The sequence below is a fragment of the Massilia suwonensis genome (assembly GCF_042655665.1).
In the GTDB taxonomy this organism is placed as follows: domain Bacteria; phylum Pseudomonadota; class Gammaproteobacteria; order Burkholderiales; family Burkholderiaceae_D; genus Telluria; species Telluria suwonensis.
Genome location: NZ_JBHSMR010000001.1, coordinates 53,662 through 77,396 on the forward strand (window position 1 = coordinate 53,662; position 23,735 = coordinate 77,396).

A 23,735-nucleotide genomic window follows, 5' to 3' on the forward strand; every position below is an offset into this window, starting at 1 on the left:
CTGGCGCCGCCCGCTTTTTTATTGGCGCGACCGTTCGCCAGCGTACATCGCCGTTTTTGCGCTTTGCCGATAATCGGGTCTTCTTGACAGGAGGCTGCAATGACCGACGTTCGCACAGGCCAGGCGCCTCCGCGGCTCGAGCGCGACGAATTCCGGCGCAAATTCTTCGATGGCTTTTTCGATCCCGCTTTCGACGCGGTGGCGTCCGAACTGGCGAAGGTCGAGGAAGTCGCCTGGCACACCTACGAGGACAAGCACAAGGCGCCGCGCACGGTAAAGGCCGGCGTCGGCTTCGCCGATCCCGACTACGACCTCTCGATCGAGTGGAAGGCCACGCGCGACCGCCTGCTGGCGGCCGAGATCCACCAGAAGAAGCCGGATACCCCGAGCCGCATCCTGCTCATCAACGGCTCGGCCCGCAACGACGGCAGCTGTCCGGGCGAGATGTCGAAGACCTGGCGCCTCACGAAAATCGCGCGCGACACGCTGGCCGAATGCGGCATGGAAGCCGACCTGCTCGACCTGTCGCGCCTGATCTCGGATTACGACCGCCACATCCATCCCTGCAAGGCCTGCGCCTCGACCGCCATGCCGCTCTGCCACTGGCCCTGCAGCTGCTACCCGAACCATTCCGAACGCCAGACCGGCGACTGGATGAACGAGATCTACGAACGCTGGGTGGCCGCGCACGGCGTCATCATCCTGACCCCGGTCTACTGGTACCAGAGCCCGTCCACCCTGAAGCTGATGATCGATCGCCTGGTCTGCGCCGACGGCGGCAATCCCGACCCTAGCTCGACGCATGGCAAGGACGCAAAGAAGGCCAAGGAGATGGAGCTGGCCGGCTGGGACTACCCGAAGCACCTCGCCGGACGCGCCTTCGGCCTGGTGGTGCACGGCGACGTGGCCGGCATCGAAGGCACGCGCCGTTCGCTGACGGACTGGCTGAACTGGATGGGACTGGTCGATTCGGGCAGCTTCGGCACCCTCGACCGCTTCATCGGCTACTACGAATCGTATGCCGAGAGCCATCAAGCGCTCGACCGCGACACCAACGTGCAGGAAGAAGTGCGCAACGTGGCGCGCGCGGTGGCGCTGACGGTGCAGGATCTAAGGGCGGGACGCGTCGTGCCGCCGTCGATGAAGCTCGATACGCCGCGGCCCAAGTAGGGTGGGCACTCCGTGCCCACGCGGTTACGGGCGCCCCCGTTTGCCGCGGCAGCGATATGTCGCCCGCAAGGCATGATCTCGCCACGGACGACGACAATGGACACGTGCGTACCGCGTGGGCACGGAGTGCCCACCCTACGTTACGCCACGGCCGCAGGTCTTAAATTGCGGTGAAGCCGCCATCCACCGACAGCTCGTGCCCCGTCACGAACGAAGCCTGCTCGGAACACAGCCACAGCACCGCATCGGCAATCTCGGACGCCTCGGCGAAGCGCCCCATCGGGTGCGCCGCACGCAGCTTCTTTTCCATCGCCGGCTCGCGCTGCAGGGCACGCGCCAGCATCGGCGTACGCACGGCGCCCGGGCACAGCGCATTCACGCGGATGCCTTCTTTCGCATGTTCGAGCGCGGCGCTCTTGGTGAGGCCGGCCAATGCGTGCTTGCTGGCGGCGTAGACGCCCTGCCCCGGCGCGCCGACCTGGCCGAAGCTCGAGGACAGGTTGACGATCGCGCCGCCGCCCTGCTTGCCCATCTGGCGCAGCTGGTATTTCATCGACAGCCAGACGCCCTTGACGTTGACGTCCATGATGCGGTCGTATGCGGCTTCGTCGAACTCGGCCAGCCGCGCGCTCTCCTCGAACAGGGCGGCGCAGTTGACGGCGCAGTCGAGGCGGCCGTAGTGGTGCACCGCCTTGTCGACCAGCGCCGCGACTTCCTGTTCGCGCGTGACGTTGGCCGCCACGAACAGCGCCTTGCCGCCGTTCTCGACGATCATCGCCGCCGTCGAATGGCCGCCGTCGACGGCGATGTCGGCGACCACCACGCAGGCGCCCGCCCGCCCGAAGGCCAGCGCCACCGCGCGGCCGATGCCGCCCGCCGCGCCCGTCACCAGCACGGCCTTGCCGGCAAAGGAAATGCCGGCCTGCGCCGGCTCGCGTCCCTGCTCTTTCTTGCCCTTCATGAAACTGCTCCTACCGCTTATCGATACCGAAAGTGATGCTGAAAGGCAACATTCTACTGGTTCGGCGCAGTTTCACCAAGAGGGTGCAGCGTCAAGGCGCCGGCTTGGCCTTGGACTGGTCACCCGCCATCACGACCGACAGTTTCGCGGGGTCGATCGCCTTCCGGAAGGCGGCATTCAGCTGGGGCAGCGTGACCGCCATCAGCTTGGCTTCGAACTGGCGCGACCACTCGTAGGTGCGGTCGCGGTACAGGTAGGAAGTCCAGCCGGCGGCCAGCGCGCCGTCGTCCGAGCGGGTCTGCTGGCGCTGCTGCATCAGGCCCGACTTGGCGCCGGCCAGCTCGGCGGCGGTGAAGCCATCCTTGACCGCGCGCGCCAGTTCGGCGCGGATCGCCGCATCCAGGCGCTGCAGGTTCTGCGGCGCGGCGATGGCGCTGATGCCGAAGGCTCCGGCCCGATCCAGGTCGCCCGCTTCCAGCTGCGAGCCGCCGCCGTAGGACAGGCCGTCCTTCTGGCGGATGCGGTCCATCAGGCGCGAACGCAGGCCGCCTTCGCCGAAGATGTAGTTGGCCAGCATCAGGGCCGGATAGTCGGGGTCGTCGATGTTCAGGTCGAGGTTCAGGCGCGCCGTATAGATGCCGTTTTCCTTGTCCGGCGTGTCGAGCGTCGTCTTCAGGGGCGCGACGTCGGCGAAGCGGCGCAGCACCGGCGCCACGTTCGCCTGCGGCTTCCAGGCGCCGAACAACTCGTCCACCAGCGGTGCGATGGCGGCGGCATCGAAGTCGCCCACGATCGCCATCTCGGCCGGCACGCTGCCGTAGAACTCGCGGTGGTAGGCGCGCAGCTCGTCCAGGCGCGCCGCCGTCAGTTCGGCCAGGTCCTCGTCGAAGCTGTTCGCGTGGCGCACGTCGCCCTTCGGATACTGGTCGAAGTGGCGCGCCAGGGCACGGCCGGCGACGGCTTGCGGCTCGGCGCGGCTCGCTTCCAGCGCGACCAGCGACTGCCGGCGCAGCTGCTCGAATTCGGCTTGCGGGAAGGCCGGCTCCTTCAGCACGTGGGCCACGAGGCGCAGCGCATCTGGCAGGTGTTCGCGCGTGGTCTGGAAGTGGGTCAGGCCGCCGGCGATCTTGAGGCGGTCGAATTCGTCGGCCAGCTGCTCGCGCGTAAAGCGGCTGGTGCCGCGCATCAGCATGGCGGCCGTCAGCTCGGGCACGGCGCCCTTGCCGAACAAATTCTTCACGTCGCCCATGTGCTGGCGCAGGTCCACGGTGACGGCCTCGCCGCGGTTCTTCTTGGGCAGCAGCGCCAGCTTGACGCCGCCCTTGGTCACCAGCTGGGTGCGTTTCAGGATGTTTTCCTGGGTCGGCTCGAAGTCCTCCGAAACGAGCGTCGAGGCCTGCGGCTTGAACTCCTTGAGGATGCTCTCGACGCTGGGCGCCGGCGGGATCACGGCGCGTTGCGGGGCATCCTCGGGAATGAAGATGCCGGTGACGCGGTTGTCGCGCTTGAAGTAGCGCTTCGCCACGCCCGCCACTTCCTCCGGCGTGATGGTCTTGATGCGTTCGCGGCCCGTGAAGAACAGGCGCCAGTCGCCCAGCGCGATGGTCTCCGACAGCGCCACGCCGACCCGCTGCGGATCGTTCAGGCTGCGCTCCATCTCGTTCTCGTACATGCGGCGGATGCGCGCCATCTCTTCTTTCGTCGGCGGCGTGTTGCCGAAGTTTTCGACGGCTTCGGTCAGCGCCGCACGTACCGGTTCGATCGCTTCGCCCTTCTTCACGACCGCGCCCACGTACTGCATGCCCGGCGCGTAGCCGGTCTCGCCGAAGCTGAACACCTGGCTCGCCTTGCCCGTCTCGACCAGGCCCTTGTGCAGGCGTCCGGTCGGCACGTCGCCCAGGATGGCGGAGGCGAAAGCCATCACGTCGCTGTCGTCGTGCAGGCTCGACGGCACCTTATAGCCGAGCATGACGATCTGGACGTCGCCCTGGCGCCGCACGGCGAAGCTGCGTTCGCCGTCCTGGGTCGGCTCGACCGTCCAGAAGGCAGGCAACGCGCGCTTCGGTTTCGGGATCGCGCCGAACAGGCGGCTGATCTTCGCCAGCGTCGCATCGGCATCGAACTTGCCGGCCACCAGCAGCACGGCGTTGTCGGGCTGGTAGTAGGTGCGATAAAAGGCTTGCAGGTTGCCGATGCGGACGTTCTCAATGTCGCTGCGGTTGCCGATGGTCGAGCGCCCGTAGCTGTGCCAGTCATAGGCGACGCTCTGCATGCGCTTCACCAGCACGCCGGAAGGCGAATTCTCGCCGCTCTCGAACTCGTTGCGCACGACCGTCATCTCGGAGTCGAGGTCCTTCTGGGCGATGAAGGAACCGGTCATGCGGTCGGCTTCCATCTGCAGCGCCCAATCCAGGTTCGCCTGCGAGGCCTGGAATACCTCGTAGTAATTGGTGCGGTCGAGCGAGGTGGTGCCGTTGAAGTCCATGCCGCGGTCGGCGAACTGGCGCGTGATGTCCGGATTCTTCTTCGCGCCCTTGAACAGCAGGTGTTCGAGCAGGTGGGCCATGCCGGTCTCGCCGTAGTTCTCGTGGCGCGAGCCGACCAGATAGGTGACGTTGACGGTGACGGTGGGGCGCGAGCTGTCCGGGAACAGCAGCACCTTTAGGCCATTGGGCAGGCGGTATTCGGTAATGCCCTCGACCGAGGCGCCGAGGGTGACGCCCTTCGGCAGGGGCTTGTTCGGTGCCGCGAACGTACTGCCGGCGGCGAGGAAGGCGAAAGCGCCCGCGATCAGGTGCGCGGGCAGGCCGCGGCGGTACATCGTCGAATTCATGTCATCCCATCAGGTTCGTGCGCCGCTCTGCCGCGGCGCGCCAACGGCGATGGTAACAGATGGTCGCTTTCGATGATGCCGCCGCGCACTAGTTTGGTGCGCGGGTCCGGCTTAGTGGCGGGCGCGCCGTTCTACAGCCTGCTGACTGCCGCTGATGCGCGACAGGTCGCCCATTTCCTCGGCCAGGAATTCGAGCAGGTCGTCGGCGCTGACGATGCCGGCCAGGCCGCCATGACGGTTCACGACCGGTACCCGGCGGATGCCGCGCACGCGCATGTGCTCGATGGTTTGGTAGACGTCGTCCTCTTCGCGGCAGGTCAGCAGGTCGTCGCTCATGATGTCGCCGACCTGCAGGCTGGCCGGATCGAGCCCGAGCGCGACGACCGAGACGACGATGTCGCGGTCGGTGACGATGCCGACTGGAATGGCCGTGTCGTCGCTGCCGTCGACTACGACCAGGTCGCCCACGTGGTGCTTGCGCATCAGGAAGGCGGCGCCCTGCACGGTTTCGTCGCGGTTGCAGCTGATGGTCTGGACGGTGCAGATGTCGCTGATGTTCATGATGGCCTCCCCTGTTGACGTCGTGGTCGCGTTGTAGGGTGGGCACTCCGTGCCCACGTGGAATGCTGGGCTGACATGACACTTGAATTTCGCGTGGGCACAGCGTGCCCACCCTACAAGTCCACGCTAATGCAGGAATATGAGACGCGTTTGATCTGCGTCAAACGCTTGGGGGAACTTATTTCTTGTCGCCAGGGAGTTCGACGAAGCAGGCATCGACGACTTGCAGGTCGTTGTCTTTGGCGAAGTTGACAACGAAGTGATAGGCCAGCGGTTCGGCCTTTTTCAGCTTGTTGTTGACGACCACGGCCTTGACGCCGTTCACCACGGTCGGGTGCACATAGGGCGAGAACTGGAGGTGGGCGTGGCGGCCGCCGCTGCCTTCGGGACGGAAGCAGGACATGACGCCGCACAGGCGTTCGGCCCAGTCGCTGGGGCGGAACTGCTTGCCATTGCTGGTGAGGCCCAGGATGAAGAATTCGCCGACGGCGCCTTCGTTCCCGGTATGCGGTAAGTCGGCCATAGTGCTGCTTGCTGATACAAGAGTGCGTGGAGAGACGAGCCAGTATTATATCTTATAGAAGACTTGGGCACGAGGCTTGTCTCGACAACTTTCAAGCCATGCCTTCCCTGCTCAGCCCAGCCAGACCATACTGGACAGGAGAAGCAGCAGAATCATCCATAGTATCAAAGCACGCCAAACCAGTCCCACAGTGCTCTGGAGTGCGCGCAGGCTCGGCTCTTCGCCGGGTAGGACGTCGGTGTCGGCCTCGCTCAGGTCGACCATCGCCGCATCGGCCGGCAGCAGTTGCGGCGCATTTTCGTTGGGGGTGCCGAGGCGCACGCCCATGGCGCCGCCGCCGGCGGCCAGGATGATGCCGCGCGATTCGTCGGCCCAGCGGTTGGCGAAGTTGCGCCAGGCGTAGATCGCGTCCTCGAAATTGCCGACCACGGCAAAGGCGATCGCGGTCAGGCGCACCGGGATCCAGTCGATCCAGTAGAAGGCCCTGGCGGCGAACTGGCCGAAGGCCTCGTTGCGCATGTGCTCGGGCTCGTTCCAGGCGCGCGCCAGGTATTCGGAGACGCGGTACAGCACCGCGCAGGCGGGACCGGCCGGCATCAGGAACCAGAAGAAGACACCGAACACGCTGCGGTGGGTGGTGATCAGGGATTTTTCGACGGCGATGCGGGCAATTTCCGTCGTGTCCATGCCGACCGTGTCGATGCGCGCCCATTCGGCCAGCAGCGCGCGCGCCGTGGCTTCGTCGCCGCTGTTTAGGGCCAGCTGGATCTGGGTGAAATAATGGCTGTAGTGGCGCAGGCCCAGGGTCAGGTAGACGATCAGCACGTTCCAGGCAAAGGCCAGGAACACGAAACCGAAATACATCAGCACCCAGTAGATGGCCGCGACCGGTACGACCAGCACCGCCATCATCAGGAACCAGCCCAGCCGGCCGTTTTTCGCTTCGCCGGCATTGAACGAGGCTTCGATACGCATGGCCAGGCCCTTGATGCCGGCATAGACCTGGTTATCTGCGCGCAGGGGCTTCAGTTGCTCGATGATGAGCGCGCACAGAATGGAAAAAAATGTCATGCAAGTCCTTCTTTTGTTATGGCAATACCACGCTGCCCGCTACGATAGCGCAGGTCAAGGCCATAATCAAATCAGCACTTGTAAGAATTTTTATGCGCGCAGGAAATGGAACAGGTTGCGTAACATTCCTGCCGTCGCGCCCCAGATGAAGAAGCGCTCATATGGCATGGCATAGAAGTGGCGACGCCCCTTCCCTTCAGGCAGTTCGAAGGACATGCGCTGATGGTTCAGGCCGTTCATCAGGAAGGCGAGCGGGACTTCGAAGATCTCCGCGACTTCGCCCGGATCGGCCGTCAGTTCGAAAGGCGGCTTGACCAGCGCAACGACGGGCGCGACGCGGTAGGCGCTGCCGGTCACGTAGTCGGGCAACACGCCGACGATGGAGATGTGGCGGCGGTGTAGGCCGATCTCTTCTTCCGACTCGCGCAGCGCGGTTTCGATCGGCGAGGAATCGAGCTCCTCGGCGCGCCCGCCGGGAAAGGCGATCTGGCCGGCATGGCTGCTCAGGTGATCGGTACGCTGGGTCAGCAGCACGCTCAGGCCCTCGGGACGCTCGACCAGCGGCACCAGCACGGCGGCGCGGCGCAGCTTGAAGCCCGGCGTCATCCAGGATTCGTCCGGGGTCTCCGGTTCCCAGCGCGGCTGGGTACGGGCGAAGCGCGCGCGCAGGTGTTCGGCTGTCAGCAATGCGGGATCGATGGCAGGTTCGCCGGCGATGGCGTCGACCGGCAGGCGGGAGGGATCGAAATGAACCTTAACCAAAAGCATTATCTCCAACAGATAAAGAAAAAGGCATCCCGGGGGATGCCTTTTTCACGCCACAATCGCGATTACTGAGCGGCGGTGGTGTTTGCAACTTTACGCTGCGGCAGCTTTTCTTTGATACGTGCCGACTTGCCCGAACGCTCGCGCAGGTAGTACAGCTTGGCGCGACGGACGTCACCGCGGCGTTTCACTTCGATCGAAGCGATCAGCGGCGAGTACAGCTGGAACGTACGCTCGACACCTTCACCCGACGAGATCTTGCGAACGATGAAGTTCGAGTTCAGGCCGCGGTTACGACGCGAGATGACGACGCCTTCGTATGCCTGGGCGCGCTTGCGGTTGCCTTCGACGACGTTGACGCTGACGATCACGGTGTCGCCTGGTGCGAAATCAGGAATGGCGCGGCCGAGGCGCGCGATTTCTTCCTGCTCGAGTTGCTGAATCAGGTTCATTTCTTATGACTCCAAAAACCATCTTGCTGGCGCTGTAGGACGCAGTGCGTCGCCCAGTAGAGGATGGGGTTGAACGTACGAGCAACATGCTCATGCGTCTCGCACCGTTATGGTGCATTTTCCGGCTAGCTTTCCGAAGAGAGCGTTGCCAAAAACTGTTCATCGGCCTTGGTCAGCTGGCCCGCTGCGCGCGCCTTGTCCAACAATTCCGGCCGTTTCTTGAATGTCGCTTCCAGCATGCGCTGGCGGCGCCATTTCGTAATCTCTGCGTGGTTGCCGCCCATCAGGACCGGCGGTACCGGCACGCCCTCGTAGACGTCGGGGCGGGTGTAATGCGGCGAATCGAGCAGGCCGTTGACGAAACTGTCTTCGACCGCCGAAGCGTCGTCGCCCAGCACGCCGGGCAATTGTCGCACTACTGCATCCATCAAGGCCATCGCCGGCAATTCGCCGCCGGAGAGCACGAAGTCGCCGAGCGAAATTTCCTCGTCGACCACGCGGTCCAGCAGGCGCTGGTCGACCGCTTCGTAGCGGCCGCACAGGACGACCAGGCCCGGCTCGTCCTTCAGCGCCATGACGCGTTCGTGCGTCAGCGGTTTGCCTTGCGGCGACATGAACACCACACGCGGCGGCGGCAGGCCGAGTTCGACCTGGCGCGCCTTGGCCGCATTGATCGTCGCCTCGAGCGGCCTGGCCAGCATCACCATCCCGGGACCGCCGCCATACGGGCGGTCATCCACGGTGCGGTGGCGATCTGTCGTGAAATCGCGCGGATTCCACAGCGTCAGGCCCCAGCGTTCCTGCTCGAAGGCGCGGCGGGTCACGCCCGACTGCGTCAACGCGGCAAACATCTCGGGAAACAAGCTCACGACGTCAAACTGCATCATGACCTCGCTCCAAACGGACGGGGTTAATAGTCCAGACCCCAGTCCAAAGTAATCGTTTTGGCCTTGAGGTCGACGGTCTTGACGAACTGGTCCACAAACGGAACGAGGCGCTCGGGCGCCTTGTCCTTGCTGTCCTGTTCCGGCACGGGCTCGGAAACGGGCAAAATTCGCAAAATCGATTGCGGACCGTTGCTCATCATGTCGATCACCTTGCCGAGGGCTTCGCCCTGCAGGTTCACGGCATCCATGCCGATCAGGTCAGACCAGTAATACTCGTCTTCCTCAAGCGCGGGAAATTCAGAGCGCGACACGTGCACGGCCGCGCCTTTCAGCGCCTCCGCCGCATCGCGGCCCGACATCCCGACGAGGGTGGCGACCACGTCGCCACCATGCATCTTCGCGGTCCGTACGGTGACGGAGCGCAGGCCCGATTTGTCGAGCCACCAGGTTTTCACGTTCAGCAGCGCATCGGCGTCCGTCGAAAACGGCGTAACGCGGATGGCACCCATGACGCCGTAGGCGCCGGAGATGTAGCCGACCTGGGTCAGGTCGTCAGGGGCTTGCACCCCACTCACTGCTGGATCGCTCAAACCAGGAAAACCTTAGGCAGCCGGCTTCTGCTGGGCAACCAGGCGAGCAACGGTCGGCGACAGTTGTGCGCCAACGCCTTGCCAGTAGGCCAGACGGTCCGCGGTGATCTTCAGGCCGACTTCAGCGCCCGAAGCCATCGGGTTGTAGAAGCCGATGCGCTCGATGAAACGGCCATCGCGACGGTTACGCGAATCGGTTGCAACGATGTTGAAGAACGGGCGCTTTTTTGCGCCGCCACGAGCCAAACGGATAACGACCATAATAATTCCAAAAAGTTGTATTGGACGGAGAAAGCCGACGATTATAGCGCGCAATGCCAAGGAGCAGCAAGCGATAATGACAAAACGGATATCGGAGCGCGCAGTCCCGGCCGAATCGCGCATTATCCGCTATTTTCCGCCCAACCGCCACCGCTCCTCTTTGCGCCCGCCTCCCGCAACAGCCTGATACATTGCATTTACATAAAAACTGATGCTTTTGTCACGTTTATGAACGATACTGGGCCTTTCGTGTAACACATCCGTTTCACTTTATTTGCTTACGCATGGCTCACAAGAACAAGACGCTCGCCACCGCGCTGGCGCTGACCCTGGGGTCGCTGGGGATACATCGCTTCTACCTGCATGGCGGCGTCGACAAATTAGGCCTGCTGCACGTCAGCAGCCTGCCGATCGCCGGCCTCATCTTCAGCAACATGAACGGCATCAATCCCTTCTATGCGCTGCTGCCGCTCCTGATCTCCGCCATCGCCGCCTGCATCGAAGCCCTCGCCCTCGGCCTCACGCCGGACGAGAAATGGGATGCCCGCTTCAATGCCGCGTCCGGCGCCCGTTCGGACTCGAGCTGGATCCTCGCCCTGCTGCTGGTAAGCACCCTGCTGGTCGGCGCGACGGTGCTGATCGGCACTATTTCGCGCCTGTTCGACCTGATGTTCACCGGCGGCGCTTACGGTTGAGCGCCAAGCCTGAGCAGGCAAGCGCTCCTCAAAGCGTGGTCGGCCACCGGTACTTCGGCAGCACGCCTGGTGCCGTGCCGCTGATGATGACGATCTCCCGGTGGGCCACCAGTTCCAGCGCGGCCGGATCGCCCGTATAGCGCGTGAGCCTTTCGTTCTCGATCACATAAAAGCGCACCGGCCCGGCCAGTCCAGCGGTTCCATTGGCGCCCAGCGGCTGGTTCCACAGCGCGAAGAATTGCCCGAGCGTGAACTTCTTCGGCATGTTCGTCTCGATGTGCACCACACCCGTGCCGTCGTGCGTATGGAACTCGTAGGTGCAGCCGCCGCGGCCGACGTTGTCGGGCAGGCCCTGGCGCACGCCGTCCTTGTAGATCGACACCAGCGAATGCTGATGGAAGTCTTCGTTGATCAGGCAGCCGACGCCGCTCACGGTAGCCCGGTTCGGTGGCGCCACCCAGGCATTCCAGCCCGGCGGGCTGTTGATCGTATCGTTGGTCCAGGCGGTAAAGGTATCGGCCAGCACCGGCTCCACCGGGGGCTCCGGGTCGGTCGGTCCCGGCTGGTTCGGCTGGTTCGGCGGCGTCGGCTGCGTAGGTCGCGAAGGCTGACCCGGCTGGGACGGATCGGGAGCGGTGACGACCGGCGCCGGATCGTCGCTGCCGCCGCCACAGGCACTGAGCAGCAACAGGGACGAGACGGCGAGGACCGAAAGGCGCAGCAAGCGTAGTGATGGCGTTCGCATGATCGGGCTCCATGGTTGAGTTGGTGAACCCAGTCTACGAACGCGGCTGTAGTGATTCGTTTAAGCTGAATCAAACTCAGCAAATCGTGCGCAGGGTCCGCTCGTGCATGAAAAAAGCGGCCCGCAGGCCGCTTTCTGACCGACAAGGCTCAGGCTCAGAACTGATCGACTTCCAGCGCCAGCACGCCGGCGCTGCCTTCGACGATGGCCGCGCGCAGGCCCCCCGCGCCGGACAGGATGTGGTCGGCGAAGAAGCGCGCGGTGGCGATCTTCGCGCGCAGGAAGGCGGCGTCGCCTTCGCCCGCATCGAGCTTCTTCTGCGCGACCAGGGCCGCGCGCGCCATCTGCCAGCCGCCCAGCACGATGCCGGCCAGCTTCAGGTAGAGCACGGAGCCGGAGAAGACGCCCTTGATGTCCGACTTCATATTGGCCACGACGAAGTCGACGACTTCTTCCAGCGCGGCCGAGCCGTCAGCGAGCTGCTTGCGGATCGCCACGAAATCGGCGCCCTGCACTTCCGCCAGCGCCGCTTCGGTCTCGCGCACCTGGGCGATGATCGACTTCGCCACGGCGCCGCCGTCGCGCACGGTCTTGCGGCCAACCAGGTCGTTGGCCTGGATCGCGGTCGTGCCTTCGTAGATGGTCAGGATCTTGGCGTCGCGGTAGTGCTGGGCCGCGCCGGTCTCCTCGATGAAGCCCATGCCGCCATGCACCTGCACGCCGTCGCGCGCGACGTTCTCGCTCATCTCGGTCGACCAGCCCTTGATCACCGGGACCAGGTATTCATACACCGCCAGGTTGGCTTTGCGGGTGGCTTCGTCGGCGTGGTAGTGGGCCACGTCCGAGATGCCGGCGCCGACGTAGGCCAGCGCACGCGCGGCTTCGGTCTGGGCGCGCATCGACATCAGCATGCGGCGCACGTCCGGGTGGTTGATGATGGCGACAGGGCCGGCGGAACCTGCCAGGTCGCGCGACTGGATGCGGTCCTTGGCGAAGGCCACCGCCTGCTGGTAGGCGCGTTCGGCCAGGCCGATGCCCTGCATGCCGACGCCGAAGCGGGCCGCGTTCATCATGATGAACATGTATTCCAGGCCGCGGTTCTCTTCGCCGACCAGGGTGCCGATGGCGCCGCCGTTGTCGCCGAACTGCAGCACGGCGGTCGGGCTGGCCTTGATGCCGAGTTTATGTTCGATCGAGACGCAATGGGCGTCGTTGCGCGCGCCCAGCGAGCCGTCTTCGTTGATCAGGAACTTCGGCACGATGAACAGCGAGATGCCCTTCACGCCCGGCGGCGCGTCCGGCGTACGGGCCAGCACCAGGTGGATGATGTTCTCGGCCATGTCGTGCTCACCGTAGGTGATGAAGATCTTGGTGCCGAAAATCTTGTAGGTGCCGTCGCCCTGCGGCACGGCGCGGGTGCGCACGGCGGCCAGGTCCGAACCGGCCTGCGGCTCGGTCAGGTTCATGGTGCCGGTCCATTTACCCGTGATGAGCGGCTCGAGGAAGCGCGCCTTCTGCTCGTCGGAACCAGCGGTCAGCAACGCTTCGATGGCGCCGTCGGTCAGGAGAGCCACCAGCGCGAACGAGATCGAAGCCGCGTTCAGCATCTCGGTGCATGGCGTCGCGACGATCTTCGGCAAGCCCTGGCCGCCGAATTCCTGCGGGTGCTGCACGCCCTGCCAGCCGGATTCGCCGAAGGCCTGGAAGGCGACCTTGAAGCCGGCGGAGGTGGTGACCTGGCCGTCGTGCCAGAAGCTCGGCTCCTTGTCGCTCGGGGCGTTCAGGGGCGCCACGACTTCGCCGCAGAACTTCGCGTTCTCTTCCAGCACCGCTTCCACGGTGTCGATGGTCGCGTCTTCGCAGCCTGGCAGCTGGCTGACCTGCTGCAGGTTCGCCAGTTCGTTCAGGACGAACAGCATGTCTTTGATCGGGGCTTGGTAGCTCACGATATCTCCTCAGAATGTAGACGTAGAACAGGCCACGGTAGCCGGCAGATGCCGAACCAACGTGGCCTGTATTCTTAATTGGCTCCGGCCAAACGGATCGAATCGCATACGGTGAACCGCGTGGGCATAGAGTGCCCACCCTACGTGCTCGCCACTAATCGTAGGGTGGGCACTCTGTGCCCACGCGGTGATACGTGGCGGCGAGATCGTCGAACACGAGATCGGAGCCGACAGCGTTACGCAGCGATCACCGACCAGATTTAGCCGAGTTCCTGCACCAGTTGCGGAATCACTTCGAACAGGTCGCCCACCAGACCGTAGTCAGCTACCGAGAAAATCGGCGCTTCCGGATCCTTGTTGATGGCGACGATGGTCTTCGAATCCTTCATGCCGGCCAGGTGCTGGATCGCGCCCGAGATACCGACGGCGATGTACAGCGACGGGGCGACGATCTTGCCGGTCTGGCCGACCTGCCAGTCGTTCGGCACGTAGCCGGCGTCCACTGCCGCGCGCGAGGCGCCCATGGCGGCGCCCAGCTTGTCGGCCAGCGGTTCGAGCAGCTTGAAGTTGTCGCCCGAGCCCATGCCGCGGCCGCCGGAGACGATGATCTTCGCGGCGGTCAGTTCCGGACGGTCCGACTTGGCCAGCTCGCGGCCGACGAAGGACGACTTGCCGAAGTCGGCAGCGGCGGCGATCGTCTCGACGGCGGCCGAACCACCGGTGGCAGCGGCAGCGTCGAAGCCGGTGCCGCGCACGGTGATGACCTTCACGCTGTCGCTCGACTGCACGGTGGCGATGGCGTTGCCGGCGTAGATCGGACGCTCGAAGGTGTCAGGGGAATCGACCTTGGTGATTTCCGAGATCTGGGCCACGTCCAGCTTGGCGGCGACGCGCGGCAGGATGTTCTTGCCGTAGGCGGTGGCCGGAGCCAGGATGTGCGAGTACGAACCGGCGACGGCCAGGATCTGCTCGGCCACGTTTTCGGCCAGGCCGTCGGCGAAGTACGGCGCGTCGGCGACCAGGACTTTCGAGACGCCGGCGATCTGCGCGGCGGCTTCGGCGGCGGCGCCGCAGTTCGAGCCGGCGACCAGCACGTGGACGTCGCCGCCGCACTGGGCGGCCGCGGTCACGGTGTGGTGGGTTGCGCCCTTCAGGGAGCCATTGTCGTGTTCAGCAATTACGAGTGCGACCATGATGTGTCCTATATTTAGATGACTTTGGCTTCGGTGCGCAGCTTCTGCACCAGCGTGGCGACGTCCGGCACCTTGATGCCCGCCGAGCGCTTGGCCGGCTCGACGACTTTCAGGGTCTTCAGGCGCGGAGCGACGTCGACGCCCAGGTCTTCAGGCTTGATCGTTTCCAGCGGCTTCTTCTTGGCCTTCATGATGTTCGGCAGCGTGACGTAGCGCGGCTCGTTCAGGCGCAGGTCGGTGGTGACGATCGCAGGCAGGGTCAGCAAGACCGTTTCCAGGCCGCCGTCGACTTCGCGGGTCACGGTGACCTTGCCGTCTTCCAACACGACCTTCGAGGCGAAGGTGGCTTGTGGCCAGCCCAGCAGGGCCGCCAGCATCTGGCCGGTCTGGTTCGAATCGTCGTCGATCGCCTGCTTGCCCAGGATGATCAGCTGCGGCTGCTCCTTGTCGGCCAGCGCCTTCATGATCTTGGCCACGGCCAGCGGCTCGGTGTCGCCTGCGGTTTCCACCAGGATGCCGCGGTCGGCGCCGATCGCCATGCCGGTGCGCAGGGTTTCCTGGCACTGGGCCACGCCGACGGACACGGCCACCACTTCGGTAACCTTGCCGGCTTCCTTCAAACGGGTCGCTTCTTCGAGCGCGATTTCGTCGAACGGGTTCATCGACATCTTGACGTTGGCGATATCCACGCCGCTGCCGTCGGACTTGACGCGGACCTTGACGTTATAGTCGACCACGCGTTTGACGGGTACCAGGACTTTCATAGGTGTGCCTTTGAAAAATTGAAGAGGTAGACTGGGCTAAAGTGGTCCAGATTATAAGAGATAAATCGCAGCAAAACTAAATTAAAGCACGATCGTGCGATTTTTAGGTAGAGGAATGCTTCCAAACTTCATCTGACTAAACATTCGACGGAAAAGGGAAACGGGCGGAGCAGGATCTGCCCCGCCGGATCGCGCTTACTTGCGGCGCATGTAGAAGACGAACTCGCCGTGGTTCTGCGAGTGGTGAACCAGCGCGTTGCCGGTCTGCTTGGCGAAAGCCTGGAAGTCACGCACGGAACCCGTGTCGGTGGCAGTGATCCGCAGCACCTCGCCGGTGGCCATCTCGGCCAGCGCCTTCTTGGCTTTCAGGATAGGAAGCGGGCAGTTCAGGCCGCGCGCGTCCAGGTCCTTCTGGAATTGAATCGTATCGGTATCGAGAATGATGTCGCTCATCGCATGCCTGCTCAGGTGGTGATCCGGGGTGATACTGGATGCATACTACTCCAATTCCCGGATTATGACGCGCCGCACCAAAATAGTCACGAATTGTTGCATTATCACAACCGCAACAGATGAGTTGGAGAAAGCTTGACAGGGGGATAAATTGTCGCGGCACGGGCGCTTGTGCCCCGTACCGATGCTGTGTGGCGGGTGATCGTGCCCTTGTCGGGCACTTGGCAAATGTGAATTCGTGCAGAACGGGTTGATTGTTTTTGCACCGTTGCGGTACGTGGATGCACCAAAAACGCATCCGTTAACGACGTAGGGTGGACGGGTCCCCCGTCCACGCGTTCAAGCAGCAGATGAAAAGCCATAACGACCTTGTCACCGTGCGTTGAACGCGTGGACGGCGAAGCCGTCCACCCTACAGGTACTGTTAAGCGCGTTCGCCGACCCAGCCCGGCACCGCAGCCAGCGCGTTCGGCAGTCCCGACGGGTCGGTACCGCCGGCCTGCGCCATGTCCGGACGGCCGCCGCCCTTGCCGCCGACCTGCTGGGCGACGAAGTTGACCAGCTCGCCGGCTTTGACTTTGCCGGTGGCGTCCTTGGTCACGCCCGCGATCAGGCTGACCTTGCCGTCCGCCACGCTGGACAGCACGATGGCCGCGGTGCCCAGCTTGTCCTTCAGCTTGTCCATCGCCTCGCGCAGGGTCGCCATGTCGGCGCCTTCCATGGTCGCGGCCAGCACCTTGATGCCGTTGACGTCGACCGCCTTGCTCAGCAGTTCGTCGCCCTGGCCCGACGCCAGCTTCGACTTCAGCGCCGACACTTCCTTTTCCAGCACTTTCACCTGATCCTGCACCTGGGCGATGCGCGACGGCAGTTCGTCCGGCGCCGTCTTCAGGGCCGACGCGGCGGCCAGCAGCTTGGCATTGGTCGCCTGGACCCAGGCCAGCGCGCCCTCGCCCGTCACCGCCTCGATACGGCGGATGCCGGCTGCGACGCCGCCTTCCGACACGATCTTGAACAGGCCGATGTCGCCGGTGCGGGTCACGTGGACGCCGCCGCACAGCTCTTTCGAGGAGCCGATGTCGAGCACGCGCACTTCGTCGCCATACTTCTCGCCGAACAGCGCCATCGCGCCGTGCTTGACGGCGTCGTCGAAGGACATGTGCTGCGCCTTGGTCGGGTGATTCTCGAGGATCTCGCGGTTGACGATCATCTCGACTTGCGCGATCTGCTCGGCCGTCACCGGCGCATTGTGGCTGAAGTCGAAACGGGTTTTATCGGGATCGACCAGCGAGCCCTTCTGCTGGACGTGGCTACCGAGGACTTCTTTCAGCGCCTTGTGCATCAGGTGGGTCGCCGAGTGGTTGCGGATGGTGCGGGCGCGCTTGGCCTGGTCGACCTGCGCGTCCACGGTGTCGCCCACCTTCAGCGAACCCGAACGCAGCACGCCGTGGTGGCCGAACACTTCGGCCTGGATCTTCAATGTGTCTTCGACTTCGAAGTCCCCTGCGCCGGCGCGGATCAAACCGTGGTCGCCGACCTGGCCGCCGGATTCGGCGTAGAACGGCGTCGTGTCCAGCACGACGATGCCTTCCTGGCCGGCCTTCAGCTCCTGCACCGAGACGCCTTCCGAATACAGCGCCAGCACGTGGGTGTTATGCACCAGCGACTCGTAGCCGACGAATTTCGTCTTCTCGCCTGCGTACTCCACCTTGGCGGCCATCTTGAACTTGCCGGCGGCGCGCGCCGTCTTCTTCTGCTGCTCCATGGCGGCGGCAAAGCCGGCTTCGTCCAGGGTCACGCCGCGCTCGCGGCAGATGTCGGCCGTCAGGTCGAGCGGGAAGCCGTAGGTGTCGTACAGGGTGAAGGCGGTGGCGCCGTCCAGGTTTTTCGCATCCTTGGCCAGCTGCGCTTCCAGGATCTTCATGCCGTTTTCCAGCGTCTCGCCGAAACGCTCTTCCTCGGCCTTCAGCACTTGCGCGACGCGGTCCTTGGCTTCGGTCAGTTCCGGATAGGCGGTGCCCATTTCCGCATCGAGGTCTGCCACCAGCTTGTGGAAGAACGGACGGGTCTGGCCCAGCTTGTGGCCGTGGCGCAGGGCGCGGCGGATGATGCGGCGCAGGACGTAGCCGTGGCCTTCGCTGCTCGGGATGATGCCGTCGACGATCATGAAGGACGCCGCGCGGATGTGGTCGGCGATGACCTTCAGCGAGTTGTTCTCGAGGTCGGTGGCGCCGGTTTCGCGCGCGGCCGCCTTGATCAGGGCCTGGAACAGGTCGATCTCGTAGTTGCTGTGCACGTGCTGCAGCACGGCGGCCAGGCGCTCCATGCCCATGCCGGTGTCGATCGACGGCTTCGGCAGCGGGGTCAGCACGCCCGATTCGTCGCGGTTGAACTGCATGAACACCAGGTTCCAGATCTCGATGAAGCGGTCGCCGTCTTCTTCCGGCGAGCCCGGAGGACCGCCCCAGATGTCGGCGCCGTGATCGTAGAACACTTCGGTGCACGGACCGCATGGGCCGGTGTCGGCCATCTGCCAGAAGTTGTCGGAGGCGTAGCGCGCACCCTTGTTGTCGCCGATGCGGATGATGCGCTCTTTCGGCACGCCGATCTCGTTGGCCCAGATGTCGTAGGCTTCGTCGTCCTCGAAGTAGACGGTGACGGTCAGCTTCTCGGCGGGCAGCATGTAGACCTTGGTCAGCAGCTCCCAGCAGTAGTTGATGGCGTCGCGCTTGAAGTAATCGCCGAAGCTGAAGTTACCCAGCATCTCGAAGAAGGTGTGGTGACGCGCGGTGTAACCGACGTTTTCCAGGTCGTTGTGCTTGCCGCCGGCGCGCACGCAGCGCTGCACGGTGGTCGCGCGCGAGTAGGGGCGCGAATCGAGACCGAGGAAGACGTCCTTGAACTGCACCATTCCGCTGTTGGTCAACAACATGGTCGGATCGTTGCCCGGCACGAGGGGGCTGGACCGTACGATCGTATGGCCCTTGGACTCAAAGAACTTGAGGAACTTTTCGCGAATTTCGGAAGATTTCATGTTGGTGGGTGCGGAAAGAGCGCGGTACGGTAGATAAAGCAACGATTATATCAGTCACTTCGTGAGTTTATTTACACGGGGTTCGCAGGCGATTTTTAGAAGCTGGTGGGGCGCATAATCGGTGGGCACGGAGCGCCCACCCTACACGACGCCGCATTCGTAGGGTGGGCGCCCTGTGCCCACCGCCCTTACGCGAAATCCGGCCCGATCAGGTCGATCCGGTCGGTACAAAACGCCTCCACACCCCAGGACAGCAGCTCGCGCGCCCGCGCCGGCTCGTTGACGGTGTAGCAGAACAGCCCATAGCCCGCCGCCCTCACCTCCTGCGCCAGCTCCGGCGTCAGATGCCTGTGGTTCGTATGAATCGCCACCGCCTCCACCGACTGCGCCCTTCTCTCCCAATCCGGCGGCAGTTCGCTCATCAGGCAGGCGCGCGGCAGCTCCGGCGCCACTTCGCGTGCCGCTTCCAGCGCCAGATGGCTGAACGAGGACAGCAGCGGCACGGCCGCCACCTGCCCCGCCGCGATCTCGTCCGCGAACAGGGCCGCGGCGATGCGCGCCACCGTGCCGCCGGTCTCAATCTCGTAGCCCGGCGCCGGCTTGATCTCCATGTTCATCCAGATCCCGTGCGCCTTGCAGTACGACGCGAACTCGACGAACAGCGGCACCGGTTCGCCCTCGTGCGCGCGGGCGAACCAGCTGCCGGCGTCCATGCCTGCGAGCTCCAGCGCGTCGTAGTCGAAGACATTGCCGGTCCCGAGCACCGTGCGGCCGAGGTAAGGGTCGTGCATCACCACCGGCACGCCGTCGCGCGCCAGCATGATGTCGTATTCGATGGCGCGAAAGCCGCGCCGCATGCCCTCGTGCAGGCCGGCCATCGTGTTCTCCGGCGCCAGCGTGCCGCCGCCGCGGTGGGCCAGCACGCGCGGGTAGCGCCAGGCGCCGGGCTTCATTTCAGGCTCCCGCCAGGCGCGAAGACAGCCACACGAAGCCGGCGACGTTGGCGACGACCGTGAACCAGAACATCTGCTGGAACGAAGGTTTCGCCGTTTTGTGGCGCAGCCATTGCTGGGCAAGCACCCCGCCTGGCCAGCCGCCGACTAGGCCCAGCAGCAGCAAAGTGCGCTCGGGCGTGCGCCAGCCGCCGTTCCTGGCGGCGGACTTATCGATCGCGTAGGCGACGAAGCAGGTCAGGCTCGTGACCAGGTAGGCGCCGCCCACCAGCCAGGGCAGGTTCCAGGCCAGCATGGCGCCTGCATAAATTGCGGCAAATAAAAGAATGGGCAGGTAGGGCATCTCGTCAGCTTAGCGTCAGTAGGTCCCGCATGCAAATTGCTGATAAGCATGCATGTGGCTGTTTTATCCGTTGACGGTTCGATACCGAACCGAAACCTGCAATCGTGCGCCCTACCCTCATCCTTCAACTTGTCACCGCATGCAGGAGGACGTCATGGCTTTTGATTTAGGCAATCTGTTGAACCAATACCTGGGCGGCGCGGCCGGCGCCGACAATGCCCGCACCGAAGAGGATTTCGAGCGCGCCACCCAGGCGGCGCCGCGCGAGGCGGTCGCCCACGGCGTGACCCAGGCGCTGCGCTCGGACCAGACCCCGCCTTTCCCGCAAATGGTCGGCCAGATGTTTGGCCAGAGTAACCCGAATCAGCAGGCGAGCATGCTGAACCAGCTGATCGCCGCCGCTGGCCCTTCGCTGATCGGCATGCTCTCCGGCCGTGGCGGCATGGGCGGCATGGGCGGCGGCCTCGGCAACCTGGGCGGCATGCTGGGCAACCTGCTCGGCGGCGCCGGCGGCGGCCAGCCGCAGATCACGCCGGAACAGGCGTCCCAGCTCTCGCCTGAGCAGGTGCAAGAGATCGCCCAAAAGGCGGAACAAGAGAACCCTGGCGTGGTCGAGCGTATGGGCGACTTCTACGCCGAGCATCCGAACGTCGTCAAGGGCCTCGGCGCAGCCGCGCTCGCCATCGCGCTCGGCCACATGGCGCAGAACATCCAGCGCCGCTGATCTGCAGTCCAACCCACCAACAACAAGGAGCATCACATGGGCATTCTGAGCAATATCTTCAACAAAATCTTCCCGAACTCGGACTCGGCCAAGAAAGCACAGGCGCAAGCACAGGCCCAGGCACAAGCGCAAGCCCAGGCACAAGCCCAGGCGCAGCGTCCGACGACGCCAGCCGCTCCCGCACCTGCGGCGCCTGCGCCCGCGCCTGCTCCGGCAGCAATGGAGCAAGTCGACGTCGAAGCCATCCTGAACCAGAAGCTGCAAGCCTCGGGCCAGAACCTGAACTGGCGCACCTCGATTGTCGACCTGCTCAAGCTGCTCGACCTCGACAGCAGCCTACAGTCGCGCAAGGAACTGGCTGCCGAGCTGCACTACACCGGCGACACCTCGGACTCGGCCTCGATGAACATCTGGCTGCACCGCCAGGTGATGAACAAGCTGGCCCAAAACGGCGGCAAGGTGCCGGCCGACCTGAAGGACTAAGCCTTGATCGCGGCACCGGCCCGGCTCAATCGGCCAGGCTGGTGTTTGCCGCTGTCCCGCACGCGAAGCAGAACCTGCCGAAGGCATTCTTGCGCGTGGCGCAGCCGCCGCAGCGGTCGAACAGGCCGATGCCGCAGTGCGGGCAGTAATCCGTCTTGTCGTCCTTCAGGTCGACGGGCCGCTCGCAGCCCGGGCAGACGCTTTTTCCCAGACGCGCCAGCGCCGTGTCGTAGCGCAGGGTCTGGCGCCGCTGCACGTCCGGCAGCGCTTCGCTTTCCTTTTGCCGCGCCAGGTAGGCCTGCAGCGCGGCGATCGCATAGCGTCCGACCACCACGGTGAGGATGATGCCGACGATGTAGCGCACGTAGCCCCCATAGCTCGGCAGGTAAGGCACCAGCTCGAAGAAGAAGGCGAACAGGGCGAAAAAAATGAAGCCCCAGGCGAAGGGCCAGGATGGTGTCTTGCGCTTGTGCTTGAACAGCCAGCCGGCGACCAGCAGCAGCGGCAGGGTCAGCGCCAGGCGGTAGCCGAAGACGCGCAGCTCCTTGCTGCGCATCGCATCCCGAAAGGCGTCGACGGCCGGGCGTTCCAATGCGTTCCAGCGGGTTTGCGCGCGCTCGGCCGCCTGGCTGGCGTCGAGCATGGCCTGGCGCTCTTTCTCCACCGCCGCCAGGGCGCGCCGCTCGCTCGCTTCCAGCGCGTCGAGCTCGTGGGTGCGCTTGATCAGTTCCGGATCCTGGTCGGGGCGCGCCGTGGCCTGGCGCGTGGCGCGCCAGTTCTCGAAGCTGGCGCGTGCCGACTGGGTGTTCGATTGCGCCACCTGATGCTGCTCGCTGGCCTGCTCCAGGTTCAGGCGCGCATTATCGCGCCCTTTGTCGGCCTGCTCGATCTCGGCGCGCAGGGCCGCGGCCTGGCCCGCATCCATGAACTGCTCGACCGTCAGTTCCGGCTCCACGTCCCACAGGTTGTCGACGATCTTGCCGCCCAGGCCAATCAGAAAGGCCGCGAAGGCAAAAGCCACCAGCCACAGCGCCCGCTGCAGCCATTTCTCGGTCAAGCGCAAACCCTTGCTCATATTCCCTCCCGTCATGATGAAGCGGCGATCATCGTCGAATCGCGTGGGACGGAGCTTGGCATGGCGCAAGGCGCGATGCCAGCGCGGGTGATGAGGGAGCGTATGGCGCTACCACGGGTGGCACGAAGCGCACCCGTTGTTACATCAGCGACAAATCAGAAGTACGACAGCCCCAGCGCGCGGCGCACTTCGTCCACGGTGCCGGCCGCCACTTCACGCGCCTTCATCGTGCCTTCCTTCAGCATCTGCAGCACCGCGCCCTTGTCCTTGGCGAACTCTTCGCGGCGGGCGCGGATTGGGGCCAGCATTTCCTGCAGCACGGCATCGAGGCGCTTCTTGACGATGCTGTCGCCCAGGCCGCCACGGGTGTAGTGGGCTTTCATCTCTTCCAGCGCCACTTTGTCGTTGTCGAAAGCGTCCAGGTAGAGGAAGGCGACGTTGCCCTCGACGTGGCCCGGGTCCGAGACCTTCAGGTGCAGCGGGTCGGTGTAGACCTGCTTCACGGCGGCGCGGATTTGGTCTTCGCTGTCGCCCAGGTTGATGGTGTTGCCGAGCGACTTGCTCATCTTGGCCTTGCCGTCGATGCCGGGCAGGCGGCCGATTTCCGGCACCAGGGCCTTGCACTCGACCAGGATGTCCTTGTTGGCCAGGCGGTTGAAGCGGCGCACGATCTCGTTGCACTGCTCGATCATCGGGATCTGGTCCTCGCCCACCGGCACCAGGGTCGCCTTGAAGGCGCTGATGTCGGAAGCCTGGCTGACCGGATAGGTCAGGAAGCCGGCCGGGATGTCGCGCTCGAAATTGCGCAGCGCAATTTCCGTCTTGACAGTCGGGTTGCGTTCCAAACGGGCGACGGTCACGAGGTTAAGATAATAGAATGTCAACTCAGCCAGTTCCGGAACCTGGGACTGGATGAAGATCGTCGAGCGCGTCGGATCGATGCCGACGGCGAGGTAATCGAGCGCCACTTCGACGACGTTCCGGTGTACCTTGCCGGTGTCATCCATGTTGTCGGTGAGCGCCTGGGCGTCGGCCAGCATGATGAACTGACGGTATTCGTTCTGGTAGGCGACGCGGTTGCGCAGGCTGCCCACGAAGTGGCCGAGGTGCAGCGGGCCGGTCGGACGATCGCCGGTCAGGATGACGGGTGCGGGAGTGTTGGTCGCGGTTTGGTTCATCGGTTTTTCCTAGGATTTGTGGGTTTGCCCCGATCCCGCCGCGCCAAACAAAACGCCACCTGAATCGAGGCGGCG

Annotated in this window: 24 protein-coding genes; 4 read left to right on the forward strand and 20 right to left on the reverse strand. The window is 64.3% G+C overall.

The genetic code is table 11. From position 1 onward, the window contains the following. Nucleotides 1–99 precede the first annotated feature (99 nt). Nucleotides 100–1,170 carry a flavodoxin family protein gene (locus ACFPQ5_RS00270; protein ID WP_379750745.1) on the forward strand — a complete coding sequence of 357 codons (1,071 nt, stop codon included), beginning with the start codon at nucleotides 100–102 and terminating at the stop codon, nucleotides 1,168–1,170. Between the two features lie 160 nt (nucleotides 1,171–1,330). On the opposite strand, the gene ACFPQ5_RS00275 is transcribed toward ACFPQ5_RS00270, so the two are convergent. The 10 genes from ACFPQ5_RS00275 to rpsP form a co-directional block, all read right to left on the reverse strand. Then, nucleotides 1,331–2,131 (reverse strand): glucose 1-dehydrogenase, encoded by an 801-nt coding sequence (locus ACFPQ5_RS00275; RefSeq protein ID WP_379750747.1) that lies wholly within the window; start codon nucleotides 2,129–2,131, stop codon nucleotides 1,331–1,333. Nucleotides 2,132–2,222: 91 nt separating this feature from the next. After that, nucleotides 2,223–4,964: a M16 family metallopeptidase gene (locus ACFPQ5_RS00280; protein WP_379750749.1), complete on the reverse strand. Its 2,742-nt coding sequence runs from the start codon at nucleotides 4,962–4,964 to the stop codon at nucleotides 2,223–2,225. Between the two features lie 111 nt (nucleotides 4,965–5,075). Continuing rightward, entirely contained in the window at nucleotides 5,076–5,525 is a 450-nt protein-coding gene (locus ACFPQ5_RS00285; protein WP_379750751.1) for a CBS domain-containing protein, read from the reverse strand. Between the two features lie 178 nt (nucleotides 5,526–5,703). Beyond that, nucleotides 5,704–6,048: a DUF3579 domain-containing protein gene (locus tag ACFPQ5_RS00290; protein ID WP_136219569.1), complete on the reverse strand. Its 345-nt coding sequence runs from the start codon at nucleotides 6,046–6,048 to the stop codon at nucleotides 5,704–5,706. 111 nt (nucleotides 6,049–6,159) lie between these two features. After that, complete coding sequence (locus ACFPQ5_RS00295) at nucleotides 6,160–7,119, reverse strand: CobD/CbiB family protein (protein ID WP_379750753.1); 960 nt, start codon at nucleotides 7,117–7,119, stop codon at nucleotides 6,160–6,162. 90 nt (nucleotides 7,120–7,209) lie between these two features. Then, a complete protein-coding gene (locus ACFPQ5_RS00300) occupies nucleotides 7,210–7,887 on the reverse strand; it encodes a CoA pyrophosphatase (RefSeq protein ID WP_379750755.1) in 678 nt (225 codons plus the stop codon). Between the two features lie 62 nt (nucleotides 7,888–7,949). Continuing rightward, nucleotides 7,950–8,336: a 50S ribosomal protein L19 gene (rplS, locus tag ACFPQ5_RS00305; RefSeq protein ID WP_379750757.1), complete on the reverse strand. Its 387-nt coding sequence runs from the start codon at nucleotides 8,334–8,336 to the stop codon at nucleotides 7,950–7,952. 125 nt (nucleotides 8,337–8,461) lie between these two features. After that, nucleotides 8,462–9,220, reverse strand: coding sequence for a tRNA (guanosine(37)-N1)-methyltransferase TrmD (gene trmD / locus ACFPQ5_RS00310; RefSeq protein ID WP_379751605.1), 759 nt, complete (start codon nucleotides 9,218–9,220; stop codon nucleotides 8,462–8,464). Between the two features lie 26 nt (nucleotides 9,221–9,246). Next, nucleotides 9,247–9,789 (reverse strand): ribosome maturation factor RimM, encoded by a 543-nt coding sequence (rimM, locus tag ACFPQ5_RS00315; RefSeq protein ID WP_379750759.1) that lies wholly within the window; start codon nucleotides 9,787–9,789, stop codon nucleotides 9,247–9,249. Between the two features lie 36 nt (nucleotides 9,790–9,825). Then, nucleotides 9,826–10,074: a 30S ribosomal protein S16 gene (gene rpsP, locus ACFPQ5_RS00320; RefSeq protein WP_313706804.1), complete on the reverse strand. Its 249-nt coding sequence runs from the start codon at nucleotides 10,072–10,074 to the stop codon at nucleotides 9,826–9,828. A gap of 284 nt (nucleotides 10,075–10,358) precedes the next feature. Here rpsP and ACFPQ5_RS00325 point away from each other — a divergent pair, with 284 nt between their 5' ends. Then, entirely contained in the window at nucleotides 10,359–10,769 is a 411-nt protein-coding gene (locus ACFPQ5_RS00325) for an NINE protein (protein ID WP_379750761.1), read from the forward strand. A 28-nt stretch (nucleotides 10,770–10,797) separates the two neighbouring features. On the opposite strand, the gene ACFPQ5_RS00330 is transcribed toward ACFPQ5_RS00325, so the two are convergent. The 8 genes from ACFPQ5_RS00330 to ACFPQ5_RS00365 all read right to left on the reverse strand — a co-directional run bounded on the left by ACFPQ5_RS00330 (nucleotide 10,798) and on the right by ACFPQ5_RS00365 (nucleotide 20,152). Continuing rightward, on the reverse strand, nucleotides 10,798–11,514 hold the full coding sequence (locus ACFPQ5_RS00330) for a hypothetical protein (RefSeq protein ID WP_379750763.1): 717 nt from the start codon (nucleotides 11,512–11,514) through the stop codon (nucleotides 10,798–10,800). A gap of 155 nt (nucleotides 11,515–11,669) precedes the next feature. Continuing rightward, complete coding sequence (locus ACFPQ5_RS00335) at nucleotides 11,670–13,460, reverse strand: acyl-CoA dehydrogenase (protein WP_379750765.1); 1,791 nt, start codon at nucleotides 13,458–13,460, stop codon at nucleotides 11,670–11,672. A gap of 260 nt (nucleotides 13,461–13,720) precedes the next feature. After that, on the reverse strand, nucleotides 13,721–14,653 hold the full coding sequence (locus ACFPQ5_RS00340; RefSeq protein WP_379750767.1) for an electron transfer flavoprotein subunit alpha/FixB family protein: 933 nt from the start codon (nucleotides 14,651–14,653) through the stop codon (nucleotides 13,721–13,723). 14 nt (nucleotides 14,654–14,667) lie between these two features. Then, nucleotides 14,668–15,417 (reverse strand): electron transfer flavoprotein subunit beta/FixA family protein, encoded by a 750-nt coding sequence (locus tag ACFPQ5_RS00345; RefSeq protein ID WP_379750769.1) that lies wholly within the window; start codon nucleotides 15,415–15,417, stop codon nucleotides 14,668–14,670. Nucleotides 15,418–15,612: 195 nt separating this feature from the next. Beyond that, complete coding sequence (locus tag ACFPQ5_RS00350) at nucleotides 15,613–15,870, reverse strand: sulfurtransferase TusA family protein (RefSeq protein WP_379750771.1); 258 nt, start codon at nucleotides 15,868–15,870, stop codon at nucleotides 15,613–15,615. A 424-nt stretch (nucleotides 15,871–16,294) separates the two neighbouring features. Further along, nucleotides 16,295–18,904 carry an alanine--tRNA ligase gene (alaS, locus tag ACFPQ5_RS00355; protein WP_379750773.1) on the reverse strand — a complete coding sequence of 870 codons (2,610 nt, stop codon included), beginning with the start codon at nucleotides 18,902–18,904 and terminating at the stop codon, nucleotides 16,295–16,297. A gap of 188 nt (nucleotides 18,905–19,092) precedes the next feature. Further along, entirely contained in the window at nucleotides 19,093–19,857 is a 765-nt protein-coding gene (gene ugpQ, locus ACFPQ5_RS00360) for a glycerophosphodiester phosphodiesterase (protein ID WP_379750775.1), read from the reverse strand. Between the two features lies 1 nt (nucleotide 19,858). After that, the gene (locus tag ACFPQ5_RS00365; RefSeq protein ID WP_379750777.1) at nucleotides 19,859–20,152 is read right to left on the reverse strand and encodes a DUF1294 domain-containing protein; all 294 of its coding nucleotides are present in this window, start codon (nucleotides 20,150–20,152) and stop codon (nucleotides 19,859–19,861) included. 202 nt (nucleotides 20,153–20,354) lie between these two features. Here ACFPQ5_RS00365 and ACFPQ5_RS00370 point away from each other — a divergent pair, with 202 nt between their 5' ends. Both ACFPQ5_RS00370 and ACFPQ5_RS00375 read left to right on the forward strand, forming a co-directional pair. Continuing rightward, nucleotides 20,355–20,924 (forward strand): hypothetical protein, encoded by a 570-nt coding sequence (locus ACFPQ5_RS00370; protein WP_379750779.1) that lies wholly within the window; start codon nucleotides 20,355–20,357, stop codon nucleotides 20,922–20,924. Between the two features lie 36 nt (nucleotides 20,925–20,960). After that, entirely contained in the window at nucleotides 20,961–21,407 is a 447-nt protein-coding gene (locus ACFPQ5_RS00375) for a DUF3597 domain-containing protein (RefSeq protein ID WP_379750781.1), read from the forward strand. 25 nt (nucleotides 21,408–21,432) lie between these two features. Here ACFPQ5_RS00375 and ACFPQ5_RS00380 read toward each other — a convergent pair whose 3' ends face one another. After that, nucleotides 21,433–22,482, reverse strand: coding sequence for a serine endopeptidase (locus ACFPQ5_RS00380; RefSeq protein WP_379750783.1), 1,050 nt, complete (start codon nucleotides 22,480–22,482; stop codon nucleotides 21,433–21,435). 155 nt (nucleotides 22,483–22,637) lie between these two features. Next, nucleotides 22,638–23,660: a tryptophan--tRNA ligase gene (gene trpS, locus ACFPQ5_RS00385; RefSeq protein ID WP_379750785.1), complete on the reverse strand. Its 1,023-nt coding sequence runs from the start codon at nucleotides 23,658–23,660 to the stop codon at nucleotides 22,638–22,640. Between the last annotated feature and the right edge of the window lie 75 nt (nucleotides 23,661–23,735).